Raw genomic sequence first — 16,245 nt, forward strand, 5'->3', positions numbered from 1 at the left:
TCTGCGAGTCCAACTCTCACCGTCCCCGCGGAGAGTCCCCCTCACCCCAACCCTCTCCCCGCAAGCGGGGCGAGGGAGTAGACCACCCCCGCGGCAATCACCTCACTTCATATTCGCGATCGCGTGCAGCGCCGCGACGTAGCCGAACGGCCCGAGCCCGCAGATCACGCCGGTCGCCACGAACGAGATCTTGGAGTGCCGGTGATATTCGTCACGGGCGTGGATGTTGGAGATGTGGACCTCCAGCACCGGGCCCTCGAACGTCTTGATCGCGTCCATGATCGAGACCGAGGTGAAGGACAGGCCGGCCGGATTGATGACGATGGCATCGGCGTCCTGCCGCGCCGACTGGATCAGATCGACCAGCACGCCTTCATGGTTGGACTGGTGGAAGGCAAGCTTGAGGCCGAGCTTGGCAGCCGCTTCCTCGCAGCTCGCGTTGACCTCCGCGAGCGTCGTGGTGCCGTAGATGTGCGGCTCGCGGATACCGAGCATGTTGAGGTTGGGACCGTTGAGGATCATCACGCGCTTCATGGAAGGGCCCTTTCGAAGACCTGGTTGAGCAAGGAAAGCGCGTGCCGGGCCGCGACGGAAGACGAGAGGCCGAGGGGCCGGATCCTCGCCCGGCAGATGGTGCAGAGCAGCATTATATGTCGCGCAGGGTTGATCGGGATCAAACTGCGACGCGCCGGATAGGGCATTTTGCCCAAATGCTCCACAGATCCAAATGTGGGATAGCGCATAGACATTAGAGCTGGAAAAGCTCTAAGTAGATGCGTCCCCTTGGTCAGGTTCCGTTGCAGGTTTTGCCGATGGATTACGCCCAATTCTTCGATTCCGCCCTCGATCGTCTCCACACCGAGCGGCGTTATCGCGTGTTCGCCGACCTCGAACGCACGGCCGGCCGGTTCCCGCACGCGGTCTGGCACTCGCCCAAGGGCAAGCGCGACGTCGTGATCTGGTGCTCCAACGATTATCTCGGCATGGGCCAGCACCCGAAGGTGGTCGGCGCCATGGTCGAGACCGCCACGCGCGTGGGCACCGGCGCCGGCGGCACCCGCAACATCGCCGGCACGCATCATCCGCTGGTGCAGCTCGAAGCCGAGCTCGCCGATCTCCACGGCAAGGAAGCCGCGCTGCTGTTCACCTCGGGCTATGTCTCGAACCAGACCGGCATCCCGACCATCGCAAAGCTCATTCCGAACTGCCTCATCCTGTCGGACGAGCTCAACCACAATTCGATGATCGAGGGCATCCGCCAGTCCGGCTGCGAGCGGATCGTGTTCCGCCACAACGACGTTGCGCATCTCGAAGAGCTGTTGAAAGCGGCCGGTCCCGATCGGCCGAAGCTGATCGTCTGCGAGAGCCTCTATTCCATGGACGGCGATGTCGCGCCGCTCGCCAGGATCTGCGATCTCGCCGAGAAATATGGCGCGATGACCTATGTCGACGAAGTCCACGCCGTCGGCATGTACGGCCCGCGCGGCGGCGGCATCGCCGAGCGCGACGGCGTGATGCATCGCATCGACATTCTCGAGGGCACGCTGGCCAAGGCGTTCGGCTGTCTCGGCGGCTACATCGCCGCCAACGGCCAGATCATCGACGCCGTGCGCTCCTATGCGCCGGGCTTCATCTTCACCACCGCGCTGCCGCCGGCAGTCTGCTCGGCCGCGACCGCCGCGATCAAGCACCTGAAGACGTCGAGCTGGGAGCGCGAGCGTCACCAGGACCGCGCCGCCCGCGTCAAGGCGATCCTCAATGCCGCCGGCCTGCCGGTGATGTCGAGCGACACCCACATCGTACCGCTGTTCGTCGGCGATCCCGAGAAGTGCAAGCAGGCCTCCGACCTGCTGCTGGAAGAGCACGGGATCTACATCCAGCCGATCAACTATCCGACCGTCGCCAAGGGCACCGAGCGCCTGCGCATCACGCCCTCGCCCTATCATGACGACGGCCTGATCGATCAGCTCGCCGAAGCGCTGTTGCAAGTGTGGGACCGCCTCGGCCTGCCGCTGCGCGCCAAGTCGCTGGCAGCGGAATAGGGCTACTTCTTACCCTCCCCTGGAGGGGGAGGGTCGGCTCACATGGAGCGGAGCGAAATGTGAGACGGGGTGGGGTGACGGTCTCTCCACATCCGAAACTGCCCGAGCGGAGAGATCACCCCACCCCGCTCGCGCTGCGCGCGATCGACCCTCCCCCTCCAGGGGAGGGTAAGAGAGCGGACAGCTCGCTCCACCGCTTAACGACGCCCGCAGTTCCCGCGCGCGCCGGGCATTTCGCTGTCGCTTGCGTCCGCTCAACGCGCTAGATTTACGGGGAAAATGAGCTCGCGCGCCGCCGGCGCCCAGGGAGAAAGCCCCCCGACCCATGCTGCACGATTGGGGCGTGATCGCCGCCGCCTTCGGCTATATCGGCTTCCTGTTCCTGGTGGCGAGCCATGGCGACCGCCGCTCGCCGGCGGGGCGCGGCCGCGCCTCCGGGCTGATCTATCCGCTGTCGCTGGCGATCTACTGCACGTCCTGGACCTTCTTCGGCTCGGTCGGCTTCGCCACCCGCACCTCGACCGACTTCCTCGCGATCTATGTCGGTCCGATCCTGATGATCGGGCTAGGGGCCGGCGTGCTCCGCCGCGTCATCCAGCTCGCCAAGGCCCACAACATCACCTCGATCGCCGACTTCATCGGTGCCCGCTACGGCAAGAGCCAGGCGGTGGCGGCGACCGTCGCCGCAATCGCGATCATCGGCTCGGTGCCCTACATCGCGCTCCAGCTCAAGGCGGTGGCCTCCTCGCTGGGCACGATCCTGAGCGAAGACCAGGCTTTCTCGCACATCCCGATCCTCGGCGACATGGCGCTGATGGTGACGCTGGCGATGGCGGCCTTCGCGGTGCTGTTCGGCACGCGGCAGACCGACGCGACCGAGCACCAGCACGGCCTGATGCTGGCGGTGGCGACCGAATCCATCGTCAAGCTGGTCGCCTTTCTCGCCGCCGGCATTTTCGTCACCTTCTGGATGTTCTCGCCGCATGAACTGATCGAGCGTGCGATGAGGACGCCGGAAGCGGTGCGCGCCATCAACTATTCCCCGTCGATCGGCAACTTCCTGACCATGACGTTGCTGTCGTTGTGCGCGATCATGCTGCTGCCGCGCCAGTTTCACGTCAGCGTGGTGGAGAATTCCAGCGATGCCGAGGTCGGCCGCGCGCGCTGGCTGTTCCCGCTCTACCTCGTTGCCATCAACCTGTTCGTGATCCCGATCGCGCTCGCCGGCCTCGTGACCTTCCCGTTCGGCGCGGCCGACCCTGACATGTACGTGCTTGCCCTGCCGATCGAGGGCGACGCGGACCTGCTCAGCGTCGCCGTCTTCGTCGGCGGACTGTCGGCGGCGACCGCCATGGTGATCGTCGAATGCGTTGCGCTCTCCATCATGGTCTCGAACGACCTCGTGGTGCCCCTGGTGCTGAAACGTCGGCCGGAGGGGCGCGCCGGCGGAGCCGATTTCAGCAACTTCCTGCTGCGCTCGCGCCGGCTCGCGATCTTCGCCATCATGGTGATGGCCTATTTCTACTATCGCGCGCTCGGCAACACCCAGCTCGCGGCGATCGGCCTGCTCTCCTTTGCCGCCATTGCCCAGCTTGCCCCGAGCTTCTTCGGCGGGCTGCTCTGGCGGCGCGCGACCGCGCGCGGGGCGATCGGCGGCATGCTGGTCGGCTTTGCGGTGTGGCTCTACACGCTGTTCATGCCGAGCTTCATGGATTCCTCGACATCAGGCATCCTGCTGCTGCAGCACGGCCCGTTCGGGATCGAGGCGCTGCGGCCGCAGGCACTGTTCGGCGCCGACCTGCCGCCCCTCATGCACGGCGTGATCTGGTCGCTGTCGCTCAACATCCTGACCTATGTGCTGCTGTCGCTGGCGCGCCGGCCGTCCTCCATCGAGCTGCTGCAGGCCGATCTGTTCGTGCCCAATACGCTCGCACCGATCTCGCCGAGCTTCCGGCGCTGGCGCACCACGGTCACCGTGCAGGACATCCAGACCACGGTGGCGCAATATCTCGGGCCCGACCGCGCGCGGCAATCCTTCGAGGCCTTCTCGGCCCGGCGCAACGTGCGGCTGGAGCCCGGTGCGCCCGCCGATTTCGAGCTGCTGCAACACGCCGAGCACCTGATTGCCTCCTCGATCGGCGCGGCCTCCTCCCGCCTCGTGATGTCGCTGCTGTTGCGCAAGCGAACGGTCTCCGCCAAGGCCGCACTGAAGCTGCTCGACGATTCCCACGCGGCGCTGCATTTCAACCGCGAGATCCTGCAGACCGCGCTCAACCATGTGCGCCAGGGCATCGCGGTGTTCGACGCCGATCTGCAACTGATCTGCTCCAACCGGCAGTTCGGCGATCTCCTCAATGTGCCACTGCATCTGATCCAGTTCGGCACGCCCTTGCACGAGATCCTGGAGTTCATCGGCCTCGGCGATCCGAACGATCCGCTCGAGCGCGAGGCCCTGCTGAAGCGGCGCCTTGCCGCCTACACCACCGACAGCGAGCCTTATCTCGAGCGCCTGCCGGAGCGCCACATGGTGATCGAAGTGCTCACCAACCGCATGCCCGGCGGCGGCTTCGTCATCACCTTCACCGACGTCACGCCCACCTTCGAAGCCGCGGAAGCGCTGGAGCGCGCCAATGCGACGCTGGAAAAGCGCGTGCGCGACCGCACCGAAGAGCTGACGCGGCTGAACTCCGAGCTGGCCCTCGCCAAGAGCGCGGCGGAGGACGCCAGCATCTCCAAGACGCGTTTCCTCGCCGCCGCCAGCCACGACATCCTGCAGCCGCTGAACGCGGCGCGGCTCTACGTCACGAGCCTCGTCGAACGCCAGCACAATGGCGAAGAGACGCGGCTGGTCGAGAACATCGACGAATCGCTGCAGGCGATCGAGGAAATCCTCGGCGCGCTGCTCGACATCTCCAGGCTCGATGCCGGCGCGATGACGACCTCGATCTCGAGCTTCAAGATGGCCGATCTGATGCGCTCGCTGGAAATCGAGTTCGCGCCGATCGCGCGCGCCAAGGGCCTGGAACTCGCCTTCGTGCCCTGCTCGCTGCCGGTGCAGTCGGACCGCCTGCTGCTGCGGCGGCTGCTGCAGAACCTGATCTCGAACGCGATCAAATACACCCCGCGCGGCCGCGTGCTGGTCGGCTGCCGCCGCCGCGGCGCCTCGCTCAAGATCTGCGTCTACGACACCGGCGTCGGCATCCCCCCGGTCAAGCGCGGCGAGATTTTCAAGGAATTCCATCGCCTGGAGCAGGGTGCGCGGATCGCGCGCGGTCTCGGCCTCGGGCTCTCGATCGTGGAACGGTTGGCACGCGTGCTCAATCACGGCATCGCCATCGAGGCCAATGCCGGCGGCGGCTCGGTGTTCTCCGTGACGGTGCCGACGGCGAAGGCGGTGACCCACACCGCGGCCGTGACCAGCGCGACGCCGCTGGCGCGCACGCCGATCTCGGGCGCGCTGATCGTCTGCATCGAGAACGATGCGGCGATCCTCGACGGCATGCGCACGCTGCTCAAGGCCTGGGACGCCGAGGTGATCGCGGTCGCCGATCCCGAAGGGGCGATCGCCGCCATCGAAACCGCCGGACGGCGCGTCACCGGCCTCCTGGTCGACTATCACCTCGATCGCGGCAACGGCATCGCCGCCATCCGCGAGATCCGCCGCCGCTTCGGCGACGGCATCCCCGCGATCCTGATCACCGCCGATCGCAGCCCCGCCGTGCAGGTCGCCGCGCGCGACGAGAAGATCGCGGTGCTCAACAAGCCGGTGAAGCCGGCTTCGCTGCGTGCTCTCCTTGGGCAGTGGCGCACGCAGCAGATGGTGGCGGCGGAGTGAGACGCACTGCTCTCTCGAGATCGTCATTGCGAGCGCAGCGAAGCAATCCAGAACCCCTCCGCGGAGACAGTCTGGATTGCTTCGCTGCGCTCGCAATGACGGAGCAGCCGTTGTCGTCCTCAAACCAGCATCTCGACTCGCAGACATGGCTTCGCCTTCTCGCGGCGCGTTTCGCCCGAGTTTTGCGCTTCTCGTCGCGCCCTCTTGGAGAAAGGGCGCAGGGAAGGCCGGGTGCTGGCTGGCACCCGCGGTCCGCTGCGCGAAATGCACACGCAGGAAGAACCGCACAGCAGCATACAGGTGAAGCCGAACACACGGCCTTCCTGCGCGATGGTCGGACGGCTTATGCCGTGCTCTTGTGTCTGCAAATTATGCCAAAAAACGCGAACGGGCGGTTCTGACCAACCGCCCGTCGCTGGATCTGAGCCCGACCGTGCTCAAAGGCCTTGAGAGCCTGTCCGGGAGCGTGGGACAGATCCGGTGTCTTCCTCAACCCGAACAGTTGCATGGGCTTCGAGCCCGAACCGAGCAAGGAAGAGAGTGGATGATGGCACAAGACGGTGGGGGCGGAATGATTGCGCGGCCAAGCTGCGCTCAGGGCGCAAGCCGCGTGAAGACGTAGTCGCGGCTCCTCGCGCGGGCTTCGTGACAGCCCCAGCACGTGCGGTGCTGGGCCTCGTCGACCGGTTTGCCGTCGATGAAGCGGCCAAAGCCCCAGCCGCCCGTTGCGGCATATTTCTTGGAATCCTTGACCATCACCTGGACCGTTGTGGCGGCCCCGGGAATGGTCGCGGACGCAAACTCCGGCGACTGTTTGCGCTTCCAGGCGCGCTTGACCAGGATGGTGCCGTCCGGGAATGGGAGCTTGCCGGCTTGATAGGCGTCGATGGCGGTCTGGTTGCCCACGACAGCGCGAAGTTCGTCGAGCGGGGCGGCCTCCTCGGCCGGAGCGATCAGCTCCCATTGCTTGTAGCCGGGCGGAATGGTGACGCCGAAGATCGGCGAGGCGTCCGCGGTATTTTGCGGAGGCCCCTCGGCAAGAGCAATCGAGACCAGATACGGCACGCAAGTCAGGAGAACGACCAGGAGGAGCACGGCCAGCGTGATCGCCGTGACGTAGGAGTGCTCTTTCTTTTCAGCTTCGATAGATGGCATGAGGTTTCTTCTAGTTGGATCGCGGCACATCCCCGGTCCAGCCAAGCTGGACCGAGGCATTGCATGAACGATCAGGCGCCGTCGGCGTCGATGACGGCTTTGGCGAAGGCTTGTGGCGCTTCCTGCGGCAGATTGTGGCCGACGCCGCCGGTGATCAGGCGAAACTCGTATCGGCCCGAGAACTTCCTGGCATAGGCGCTGGGGTCGGGATGGGGCGCGCCGTTGGCATCGCCCTCCATCGTGATCGTCGGCACCTCGATCTGCGGAGCTGCAGCCAGCTTCTTTTCGAGGTGCTCGTATTTCGCCTCGCCCTGGGCAAGCCCGAGCCGCCAGCGGTAATTGTGGATGGTGATCGCGACATGATCCCCGTTGTCGAGCGCCGCCGCGCTCCTGTTGAAGGTGGCGTCGTCGAACTTCCACTGCGGCGAGGCGAGCTTCCAGATCAGCTTAGCGAAATCGTGCGTGTACTTCTCGTATCCGGCGCGGCCGCGCTCGGTCGCGAAGTAGAACTGGTACCACCATTGCAGCTCCGCCTGCGGCGGCAACGACACGCTGCCGGCAGCCTGGCTGGAGATCAGATAACCGCTGACCGATACCAGCGCCCGACAACGCTCCGGCCACAGCGCGGCGATGATGTCGGCGGTGCGCGCACCCCAGTCGAAGCCGGCGACCACGGCCTTCTTGATCTCGAGCTTGTCCATCAGCGCGATGATGTCCGCGGCCATGGCCACAGGCTCGCCGTTGCGCGGCGTTTCGCTGGAGAGGAAGTGCGTCGTGCCGTAGCCGCGCAAGTATGGGATGATCACGCGATAGCCGGCCTTCGCCAGGAGCGGCGCGACGTCGATGAAGGCGTGAATGTCGTAGGGCCAGCCGTGCAGCAGGATCGCCACCGGACCGTTCGAGGGCCCCACCTCCGCATAGCCGACGTTGAGAACGCCGGCATCGATCTGCCTAATCGCGCCGAAGGATGTATTCGATGCGGAGGTTCGCTGCGGTTCCGTCTCGGCACGAGCGAACGCGACCATGCCGAGACCGACGGCGGCGGCTCCCGTTGCAATGCCGAGAAACTGGCGGCGGTGCTGATCGATGATCTGCTTCATGATGGTGTGACCTCGTCGTGGTTGATGATGGTGCGTCAGATCAGCGCGATCGTGACGTCGATGTTGCCGCGGACGGCTTTGGAGTAGGGGCACGTTTGATGCGCTTCATCGATGATGCCGCGTGCGATCTCGGGGTCGAGCCCCGGCAGGCTGACATTGAGGCGCGCCCTCAGCGAGTAGGCGCCCTCGTCGAGCACGAGATCGATCTCCGCATCGATCGCGCTTTTCCTGGGAAGCATCACCTTCCGCTTGCGCGCGGCGAGTTCCATCGCGCCTTCGAAGCAGGCCGACCAGCCGGCCGCAAACAACTGCTCGGGATTGGTGCCGATGCCGGCCCCGCCCGGCGGCGACAGCTTGACGTCGAGGCGACCGTCGGAACTGCGCGACATGCCGTCGTGGCGGCCGCCGTTGGTGTGCGTCCGGGCCGTGTAGAGCAGTTTTGCCGTTTCTGTCATGGAGAGCTCCTTGCCGTCGCGCACCTGACTAGCAGCGACGTGCTCCGGAAACCCGTTTGGACTTGTGAGAAATTGTGAGGCCGGCGCAGAAGCTGTTGCGAGGCCTGCAAACGTGGTCTGATGCCGATGCAACGCAGGCCTTGCCGGATGGCTGCCCTCTGGCTATCCGGTTCGCAAATGAGCAAGATTTCGCGATGACCACGCCGGCCGGGCCAAGGCTCTCGTTCGGACCATTCACCGTAGCGCCACATGAAAGGCTCGTGACGCGCGACGGCGTCGCGGTGCCGCTGGGCGCGAAGGCCTTCGACGCGCTGATCGCGCTGATGTCGCGGCCGAACGAGGTCGTCAGCAAATGGGATCTGATGGCCCTGGTGTGGCCCGGCATCACCGTCGAAGAGGCCAGTCTGCGCTTTCACATCGCCGCTCTGCGCAAGGCGCTCGGCGACGGCAAGGACGGCGCGCGATACATCGCCACGCTTTCCGGGCGCGGCTATTGCTTCGTGGCGCCGATCTCCCAGACGGAGCTTCCGGCAGCGCGGCGCTCGCCCCCGTCCATGGAATTGCCGCCGGTCAAGCTGCCGAACCGGCTGCAGCGGATGGTCGGACGCGACCAGGCGGTCGCCGCCATCTCCGACAAGCTTCTCACCTCCCGCTTCGTCACGATCGTCGGTCCGGGCGGCGTTGGCAAGACTGCCGTCGCGGTCGCGATCGCCCACGACCTGCTCGCGGCGTTCTCCGACGCCGCGCATTTCGTCGACCTTGCCGCGCTCAGCGATCCCGATCTCGTGATCACCTCGATCCTGCTGATGCTCGGCTTGCCGGCCGAGACCGACGATCCCCTGCCCGCGCTGCTCGCGCATCTCCGGGACAAGCGGATGCTGCTCATCCTCGACAATTGCGAGCATGTCATCGCCGCGGCGGCACCGCTGGCTTCGGCGATCTTCCACGCTGCGCCGGATGTCCACATTCTCGCCACCAGCCGCGAAGCCCTGCGCGTCGAGGGCGAGCAGGTCTATCGATTGGCGCCGCTCGCCGTTCCGCCTGACAGTGCCGGGCTGACCGCGGCGGCTGCGCAGACCTATTCCGCGCTTCAGCTCTTCCTCGAACGTGCCACGGCCGGCGGCGCGCAGATCACGCTCGACGATACCAACGCCGCGACTATCGCGAGGATTTGCCGCAATCTCGATGGCATGGCCCTGGCGATCGAGCTCGCCGCCGGCCGCGTCGAAGCTTACGGCCTGGAGCAGACGGCCGCGCTGCTCGACGAGCGTCTCAATCTGCTCTGGCAGGGCCAGCGCACCGCGCCGCCGCGGCAGAAGACGTTGCGGGCGACGCTGGACTGGAGCTATGGGCTGCTGTCCGACATTGAGCGCCTCGTGCTGCGGAGGCTCGCGGTCTTCGTGGGTCACTTCACCATCGACGCGGCCCTCGAGGTCGTCCCAGATGAACGTGCCGACCGCTCCCGCTTGTTCGCTGCCATAGACAGTCTCGTCGCCAAATCGATGGTTGCGCCACGGCCGATCGGCGCCATGATGCGCTACCGTCTGCTCGATACCACGCGCGCCTATCTGCTCGAGATCGAGCCGAACGACGCCGCGCTCGCCGCCCGCCACGCGACCTACTACCGGCGATGGCTGGAGCAGGCCGGCAGCACATGGGCGGCAACACCGAACGCCGACGAACGGGCGATCCACTTCTCCGCGCTCCACAACGTGCGTGCCGCGCTGGACTGGTGCTTTGGCGCGGGCGGCGACGCCAACGACGGCATTGCGCTCGCCGCCGCGGCAGCGCCGATCTTCCTCGCGATGTCGCTCTTGGTCGAATGCCGGCGCTGGTCGGAACGGGCACTGCTTGCGATGACCCCGTCCGCGCGCGGCAGCGCCGCCGAAATGCACATCCAGGCCGCCCTCGGACTGACCCTGATGTTCACGCGCGGCGGCAGCGAGGCGGCGCGCGTGGCCTTGAGCCGGAGCCTTGCGATCGCCGAGGCGCGCGGCGACGCGCCGAACCAGCTCCAGCTGCTCGGCCGCATGCATATCTTCCACGAACGGATGGGGCAGTTCGACGCTGCGCTTGGTTATGCGCAGCAGAGCCTTGCGGTCGCGCAGCCGCTCGGCGATCCCGGCTCGATCGTCCTCGCCCATTCGCTGTTCGGGGTCTCGCTTCATCTGGCCGGCAAGCACCGCGACGCGCTGAAGATGCTGGAGGTCGCATGGCAAGGGCCGGGCGCGGAACGAATCAGCACCATCCATGGCTTCGACCATCGCAACCGGGCCGGCATCACGCTGGCGCGCGAACTCTGGTTGCAGGGCCGGCCCGCGGACGCGCGGCAGCTGGCGCAACAGACGGTGGCTGAAGCCGCGCAGATGGAGCATCCGATCACGCTCTGCATCGCGCTGATCTGGGCGGTCTCGATGTCGCTCTGGGACGGTGATCTCGACGGCGCGGAACAGCGCATCGACCAGTTCATCGCGCATGCCGAATCTCGATCGATGGGTCCCTATCTCGTGGTGGGCCGCGGCGTGAAAGGCGAACTGGCGATCCGGCGGGGAGACGCCGCACATGGCGTCGAGACGATCAAGGCTTGCCTATGCGAGCTCCACGAGGCCGGCTACGAATTGCTCACCACCACCTTCAACATCGCGCTGGTTCATGGCTTGCTGGCGCTTGGACAGATCGAGCAGAGCGCGCGCCTGATCGACGATGCGATCCGCCTCGTCGCTCAGAGCGGCGATCATCTTTACATGTCCGAGTTGCTGCGGATGAAGGCCAAGGTCCTGTTGCACCTGCCAGAGCCGAGAGCCGAGCAACCAGAGGTCTACTTGATGCAAGCGCTGGATCTGTGTCGCCGCCAAGGCGCCACAGCGTGGGAGCTGCGCGCCGCGATCGATCTCGCCGGGCTGTTTGCCGAACGCGGGCAGCGCGACGAGGCGAAGCGATGGCTCCAATCGGCGCTCGAGGGCTTTGCCGAGGGCTCCGAGACGGCGGATATCAGAGCGGCCAACCTGCTTCTGACCACGCTGTAGCGGCTCACCCCGTCGGCGTGCCCTGCTTCCATTGGCCGCCGGCGATCTTCGCGGCGGCAATCACCGCTTGCGTCCGACTCTCGACGCCGAGCTTTTGCAGGATCGCCGAGACATGGGCCTTGATGGTGGCCTCGGAGACGCCGAGCTCGTAGGCGATCTGCTTGTTGAGGAGACCTTCCGACAGCATCATGAGGACGCGAACCTGCTGCGGCGTCAGCGTCACCAGGCGGTCGCGCAGGCGCGTCATGTCGGGGTCGGCGGCGGCGGAGAGGTCGGTATCGGCGGGAACCCAGATGTCGCCTTCCATCACCTTGAGGATGGCGTCACGCAGGGTCTCGACCCCGAACCGCTTGGGGATGAAGCCGGACGCGCCGAAATCGAGCGAGCGGCGGATCGTGGCGCTGTCGTCGGAAGCCGAGACGATGACGACCGGAATCGCCGGATATTGCGCGCGCAGATAGATCAGGCCGGAAAAGCCGGAGATCCCGGGCATGGAGAGGTCGAGCAGGACGAGGTCGACCTCGGAGTTTTGTTCCAGGAGCTTGGTCAGGTCCTCGAAGGATCCGGCCTCGTCGATCCGGGCCGAGGGGAGGACGCCCGCCACCGCCTGCCGCAGCGCATCGCGGAACAGGGGATGATCATCGGCGATGACGAGGTGGCTAGAAGGAGCGTTCATCGTTCTCTTGCTGTCGTTCGCGCCGGGTCGGCGAACAGATCCCGGGCGGGTCAATTCTTCCCCGAGCGGCCGTGGCATGCAAGTGCACATTATCCCTTTGCTGCAAAGGGGTTAATCCCTGGTCTCGGCGCTTGCGCACCGGCCCCGGATACCACAGCGCCAGTGCGCAAGGCCGAAAGTCGTATTGGGGCGGGTTTCACGCCGATGTTACCTTGTGGTCAAGACCTGGGCTGATCCGGCACGTCCGGACATTCTGGGGGCGCGAGGAAACGTATTTCGGGGAGCGACTCAACATGTCGACAATGGCTGTGTCTCAAGCAGGCGCGGGAGGGATGACGAAGGACGAACGGTTCGTCATTCTCGCCTCCTCGCTCGGTACCGTGTTCGAGTGGTACGACTTCTATCTCTACGGTTCGCTCGCCTCGATCATCGGCGCGCAGTTCTTCTCGGCCTATCCGCCGGCAACCCGCGATATCTTCGCGCTGCTGGCGTTTGCCGCGGGCTTTCTGGTGCGTCCGTTCGGCGCCATCGTGTTCGGCCGCGTCGGCGACATTGTCGGCCGCAAATACACCTTCCTCGTCACCATCCTGATCATGGGCCTGTCGACCTTCATCGTCGGCCTGCTGCCCAACGCGGCCACCATCGGCATCGCGGCTCCGATCATCCTGATCGCGCTGCGCCTCGCCCAGGGCCTGGCGCTCGGCGGCGAATATGGCGGTGCAGCGACCTACGTCGCGGAGCATGCGCCGAACGGCAAGCGCGGCTTCTACACCTCCTTCATCCAGACCACGGCGACGCTCGGCCTGTTCCTGTCGCTGCTGGTGATCCTGTTCACCCGCACCGCGCTCGGCGAGGCCGACTTCGCAGCGTGGGGCTGGCGCATTCCGTTCCTGGTGTCGGTGCTGCTGCTCGGCATCTCGGTCTGGATCCGGCTTCGCCTGAACGAATCGCCGATCTTCCAGAAGATGAAGGAGGAAGGGAAGGGCTCGAAGGCGCCGCTGACGGAGGCCTTCGGCAACTGGCAGAACGGCAAGCTCGTGCTGCTCGCCCTGCTCGGCGGCGTGATGGGCCAGGGCGTGGTCTGGTACACCGGCCAGTTCTACGCGCTGTTCTTCCTGCAATCGATCCTGAAGGTCGACGGCTATACCGCCAACCTGCTGATCGCCTGGTCGCTGCTGCTCGGCACCGGCTTCTTCATCGTGTTCGGCATGCTGTCCGACAAGATCGGCCGCAAGCCGATCATCCTCGGCGGCTGTCTGATCGCGGCGCTGACCTTCTTCCCGATCTTCAAGATGATCACCACCAACGCCAATCCGGCGCTGGAGAAGGCGATCGAGTCGGTCAAGGTCGAGGTGGTGGCCGATCCCGCCGGCTGCGGCGATCTGTTCAACCCGGTCGGCACCCGCGTCTTCACCGCGCCTTGCGACACCGCGCGCGCCTACCTGTCGCAATCGTCGGTCAAGTATGCGACGACGCCGGGTCCGGCCGGCTCGGGCGTGAAGGTCGTGGTCAACGGCAAGGACGTGCCCTACGCCAACGCCAAGGACAGCAACCCGGCGGTTCTCGCCGCGGTGCAGGCGGCTGGCTATCCCAAGGCGGGTGACGCCGGCATCGTGAAGATGTCACACCCGCTCGACATCTTCCGTCCGCAGGTGGCGGCCATCATCGGCCTGCTGTTCATCCTGGTCCTGTTCGTCACCATGGTGTACGGCCCGATCGCCGCGATGCTGGTCGAATTGTTCCCGACCCGCATCCGCTACACCTCGATGTCGCTGCCCTACCACATCGGCAACGGCTGGTTCGGCGGCCTCCTGCCCGCCACCGCCTTCGCCATCGTGGCCTCGACCGGCGACATCTATGCCGGCCTCTGGTACCCGATCATCTTCGCCTCGATTACCGTGGTGATCGGCTTCCTGTTCCTGCCGGAGACCAAGGACGTCGACATCAAGGCGACCTGATCCGAAGCAGAGATCGACGACACGAAACCGGCCGCGGTCTCCGCGGCCGGTTTTGCTTTGTCTGGTTAGCGGTTGCTGCCAATGAATTGCAGCACGATCTCACGGCGATGCGGGCGGCTGCGATGCTCGATCAGATAGATCGCCTGCCAGGTGCCGAGCGCGAGCCTGCCGTCCAGGACCGGGACCTGGAGCGACGTCTGCGTCAGCATGGTCTTGATGTGGGCCGGCATGTCGTCGGGTCCCTCGGTGTCATGGGTCCACCCGGCGTTCTCCGGTGCGAGCCGTGACAGGGCCGTGGTGAGATCGACGAGCACGGAAGGGTCGGCGTTCTCCTGGATCGTCAGCGAGGCCGAGGTGTGGCGGATGAACAGCGTCAACGCGCCCTCACCTGCGTGCGCCTCGGCGATGAATTTCGCGGCCTCGCTGGTCAGATCGGTGAAGCCGCGGCCGGGCGTCTGCACGGTGAGCAGCGACGATGTGACGGTGGTAGCCTGCACCGACGACGGTGCGGAGCGTCTGACGGATCTGGCTGATGTCATGGCGGGTCTCTCAACTCGGGAAGCTGCCGTAGGGTGGGCAAAGCGGCTTGTCCGCAGTAGCTCGAAGAGCGAAGGCGGAAGCGTGCCCACCATTCCGCGTGACGATGTCAAGGTGGTGGGCACGGCGCTTTGCGCCTTTGCCCACCCTACGGCAGCTCGTCACGCGTCAAATCTTCCCTGACACGTCCTTCTGCACGCGGTTGGCCATGTCGATCAGCCGCCGCCAGGCCTTTTCCAGGAACGACATCACGCGGTCGACGTCCTTGTCGCTCGGCAGCGGGATCTCGATCTTGCGCTCGCCCTCGGCGACCTTGGGCTCGGCTTTCTTGAGCTGATCGGATTTCGGCAGCGCCTCGTCGATCTTGCCCGACACCGGCGGTCCCGCCGCGAGCTGTCCCTTCAGCTTCTCGACCTCGGCCTGGAGCCTGCCGATCTCGGCATCGAGTGCCGTCCGCTCGTCAGGCACTGCGTAGCAGGCCCAGCCGGCGCCGTTCTTGGTGCAGGTCGATACCGTGCCGGTGCGCGTGTCGAGCCGCAGCACGCCCTCGGGAATGGGCGTCATGCTGTAGCGGCCATTTTCGCCGTCGGGCGCCGATTGCGCGGCCACGAGGCCGCCGCTGACGACCATCCCCGCGGCCGCCGCCGCGAGCCATGATGTCGTGGATGACGTCGCAGGTCTCTTCATTGTCTCCGCCCCGGCGGTGCTTGGGCTGCTGTGCAAGTCTACACCCTTGAGCCGGCAATCCGCCGCCAAAAAACCCGCCCCTGAAATCAACGAACGCGACGGCTTCTTTGATCCCACCAGCGCGGCGAAAGCACGGCTGCATTCGCAGATCATGAGCAGACCTGCTGCGGTGCGGCGTCACGCTGTGTGCAGCGCTGCTGCGCGCGTCAATATCGTCAAGAAAATCAAAGACATAATTGAAAGCGACGCAATCGTGACTTGGCTTGACTTGATTATGGGCCATCAGTATGGTCCGCGCGGCTTTTGAGGGTGACGGGCGTAATTTCCATTCAGCGTTTCGGGTCTTCGTTGCATGACACAGGGCACGGGACACGGCGAAGATGGAGATCGCGATAAATCGTCCGAGGAAGCCGCGCTTTCCGATCGGCTCGGAAATCTTGATCAGCGGTTGTCCGAATTTCGCGACCGAAGGGCCAAGACCGAGCAACCCGCAGGTGACGATGGAGACAAAGCGGCCAGAGCCTCGGCGATGGCGCTTGGTTTTCGGTTATCCTCCGAGTTGGTCGCCGGTGTCGCTGTCGGAGCGGGGATTGGCTGGGGGTTCGACCGTTTGCTGTCGACGTCGCCTTTCGGATTCATCGTGTTCCTGCTGCTGGGCTTCGTCGCCGGCGTGGTGAATGTGGTGAGATCGGCAGGCGCGGGTCAAAACAGGCGCGGTGGTTCGTAAGCTGGTCCACCAGGAGAGGAATGATCGTGCCGGCCTCGCCGGTACGG

At 65.6% G+C, this 16,245-nt stretch carries 13 protein-coding genes; 6 read left to right on the top strand and 7 right to left on the bottom strand.

The genetic code is table 11. From position 1 onward, the window contains the following. Positions 1 to 102: 102 nt before the first annotated feature. Positions 103 to 534, bottom strand: a complete 432-nt coding sequence (gene aroQ / locus ACNJYA_RS36425) for a type II 3-dehydroquinate dehydratase (RefSeq protein ID WP_212256176.1) — start codon at positions 532 to 534, stop codon at positions 103 to 105. Between the two features lie 278 nt (positions 535 to 812). Here aroQ and hemA point away from each other — a divergent pair, with 278 nt between their 5' ends. Together hemA and ACNJYA_RS36435 are read left to right on the top strand one after the other, a co-directional pair. Further along, entirely contained in the window at positions 813 to 2,042 is a 1,230-nt protein-coding gene (gene hemA, locus ACNJYA_RS36430) for a 5-aminolevulinate synthase (RefSeq protein ID WP_212256174.1), read from the top strand. Between the two features lie 325 nt (positions 2,043 to 2,367). After that, complete coding sequence (locus tag ACNJYA_RS36435) at positions 2,368 to 5,877, top strand: PAS domain-containing hybrid sensor histidine kinase/response regulator (protein ID WP_212256173.1); 3,510 nt, start codon at positions 2,368 to 2,370, stop codon at positions 5,875 to 5,877. Between the two features lie 594 nt (positions 5,878 to 6,471). Here ACNJYA_RS36435 and ACNJYA_RS36440 read toward each other — a convergent pair. The 3 genes from ACNJYA_RS36440 to ACNJYA_RS36450 all read right to left on the bottom strand — a co-directional run bounded on the left by ACNJYA_RS36440 (position 6,472) and on the right by ACNJYA_RS36450 (position 8,587). Further along, positions 6,472 to 7,032: a cytochrome P460 family protein gene (locus ACNJYA_RS36440; protein WP_212256171.1), complete on the bottom strand. Its 561-nt coding sequence runs from the start codon at positions 7,030 to 7,032 to the stop codon at positions 6,472 to 6,474. Between the two features lie 71 nt (positions 7,033 to 7,103). Then, positions 7,104 to 8,132 carry an alpha/beta fold hydrolase gene (locus ACNJYA_RS36445; protein ID WP_212256169.1) on the bottom strand — a complete coding sequence of 343 codons (1,029 nt, stop codon included), beginning with the start codon at positions 8,130 to 8,132 and terminating at the stop codon, positions 7,104 to 7,106. A 35-nt stretch (positions 8,133 to 8,167) separates the two neighbouring features. Next, positions 8,168 to 8,587 carry an organic hydroperoxide resistance protein gene (locus ACNJYA_RS36450; RefSeq protein ID WP_212256167.1) on the bottom strand — a complete coding sequence of 140 codons (420 nt, stop codon included), beginning with the start codon at positions 8,585 to 8,587 and terminating at the stop codon, positions 8,168 to 8,170. A gap of 194 nt (positions 8,588 to 8,781) precedes the next feature. Here ACNJYA_RS36450 and ACNJYA_RS36455 point away from each other — a divergent pair, with 194 nt between their 5' ends. Next, the gene (locus ACNJYA_RS36455) at positions 8,782 to 11,613 is read left to right on the top strand and encodes an ATP-binding protein (protein WP_439364821.1); all 2,832 of its coding nucleotides are present in this window, start codon (positions 8,782 to 8,784) and stop codon (positions 11,611 to 11,613) included. Positions 11,614 to 11,617: 4 nt separating this feature from the next. On the opposite strand, the gene ACNJYA_RS36460 is transcribed toward ACNJYA_RS36455, so the two are convergent. Further along, a complete protein-coding gene (locus ACNJYA_RS36460) occupies positions 11,618 to 12,289 on the bottom strand; it encodes a response regulator transcription factor (protein ID WP_439364822.1) in 672 nt (223 codons plus the stop codon). Between the two features lie 332 nt (positions 12,290 to 12,621). On the opposite strand from ACNJYA_RS36460, the gene ACNJYA_RS36465 reads away from it, so the two are divergent. Continuing rightward, a complete protein-coding gene (locus tag ACNJYA_RS36465) occupies positions 12,622 to 14,247 on the top strand; it encodes an MFS transporter (RefSeq protein ID WP_172786051.1) in 1,626 nt (541 codons plus the stop codon). Between the two features lie 65 nt (positions 14,248 to 14,312). Here ACNJYA_RS36465 and ACNJYA_RS36470 read toward each other — a convergent pair whose 3' ends face one another. After that, complete coding sequence (locus tag ACNJYA_RS36470) at positions 14,313 to 14,786, bottom strand: secondary thiamine-phosphate synthase enzyme YjbQ (RefSeq protein ID WP_439364823.1); 474 nt, start codon at positions 14,784 to 14,786, stop codon at positions 14,313 to 14,315. A gap of 166 nt (positions 14,787 to 14,952) precedes the next feature. Continuing rightward, positions 14,953 to 15,471 (bottom strand): hypothetical protein, encoded by a 519-nt coding sequence (locus ACNJYA_RS36475; protein WP_439364824.1) that lies wholly within the window; start codon positions 15,469 to 15,471, stop codon positions 14,953 to 14,955. Here ACNJYA_RS36475 and ACNJYA_RS36480 point away from each other — a divergent pair. Both ACNJYA_RS36480 and ACNJYA_RS36485 read left to right on the top strand, forming a co-directional pair. Next, a complete protein-coding gene (locus ACNJYA_RS36480) occupies positions 15,446 to 15,778 on the top strand; it encodes a hypothetical protein (RefSeq protein ID WP_439364825.1) in 333 nt (110 codons plus the stop codon). The genes ACNJYA_RS36475 and ACNJYA_RS36480 overlap by 26 nt on opposite strands. Before the next feature lie 45 nt (positions 15,779 to 15,823). After that, complete coding sequence (locus tag ACNJYA_RS36485) at positions 15,824 to 16,198, top strand: AtpZ/AtpI family protein (RefSeq protein ID WP_439364826.1); 375 nt, start codon at positions 15,824 to 15,826, stop codon at positions 16,196 to 16,198. The last annotated feature ends 47 nt before the right edge of the window (positions 16,199 to 16,245 follow it).

The sequence above is a fragment of the Bradyrhizobium sp. BLXBL-01 genome (assembly GCF_051853025.1).
In the GTDB taxonomy this organism is placed as follows: domain Bacteria; phylum Pseudomonadota; class Alphaproteobacteria; order Rhizobiales; family Xanthobacteraceae; genus Bradyrhizobium.

Bases quoted from the DNA above. Each gene is read 5' to 3' on its own strand.
- ACNJYA_RS36460 (WP_439364822.1), bottom strand. From the start codon at position 12,289: ATGAACGCTCCTTCTAGCCACCTCGTCATCGCCGATGATCATCCCCTG.
- ACNJYA_RS36485 (WP_439364826.1), top strand. From the start codon at position 15,824: ATGACACAGGGCACGGGACACGGCGAAGATGGAGATCGCGATAAATCG.
- ACNJYA_RS36470 (WP_439364823.1), bottom strand. From the start codon at position 14,786: ATGACATCAGCCAGATCCGTCAGACGCTCCGCACCGTCGTCGGTGCAG.
- ACNJYA_RS36445 (WP_212256169.1), bottom strand. From the start codon at position 8,132: ATGAAGCAGATCATCGATCAGCACCGCCGCCAGTTTCTCGGCATTGCA.
- ACNJYA_RS36450 (WP_212256167.1), bottom strand. From the start codon at position 8,587: ATGACAGAAACGGCAAAACTGCTCTACACGGCCCGGACGCACACCAAC.
- ACNJYA_RS36435 (WP_212256173.1), top strand. From the start codon at position 2,368: ATGCTGCACGATTGGGGCGTGATCGCCGCCGCCTTCGGCTATATCGGC.
- aroQ (WP_212256176.1), bottom strand. From the start codon at position 534: ATGAAGCGCGTGATGATCCTCAACGGTCCCAACCTCAACATGCTCGGT.
- hemA (WP_212256174.1), top strand. From the start codon at position 813: ATGGATTACGCCCAATTCTTCGATTCCGCCCTCGATCGTCTCCACACC.
- ACNJYA_RS36455 (WP_439364821.1), top strand. From the start codon at position 8,782: ATGACCACGCCGGCCGGGCCAAGGCTCTCGTTCGGACCATTCACCGTA.
- ACNJYA_RS36440 (WP_212256171.1), bottom strand. From the start codon at position 7,032: ATGCCATCTATCGAAGCTGAAAAGAAAGAGCACTCCTACGTCACGGCG.
- ACNJYA_RS36465 (WP_172786051.1), top strand. From the start codon at position 12,622: ATGACGAAGGACGAACGGTTCGTCATTCTCGCCTCCTCGCTCGGTACC.
- ACNJYA_RS36475 (WP_439364824.1), bottom strand. From the start codon at position 15,471: ATGAAGAGACCTGCGACGTCATCCACGACATCATGGCTCGCGGCGGCG.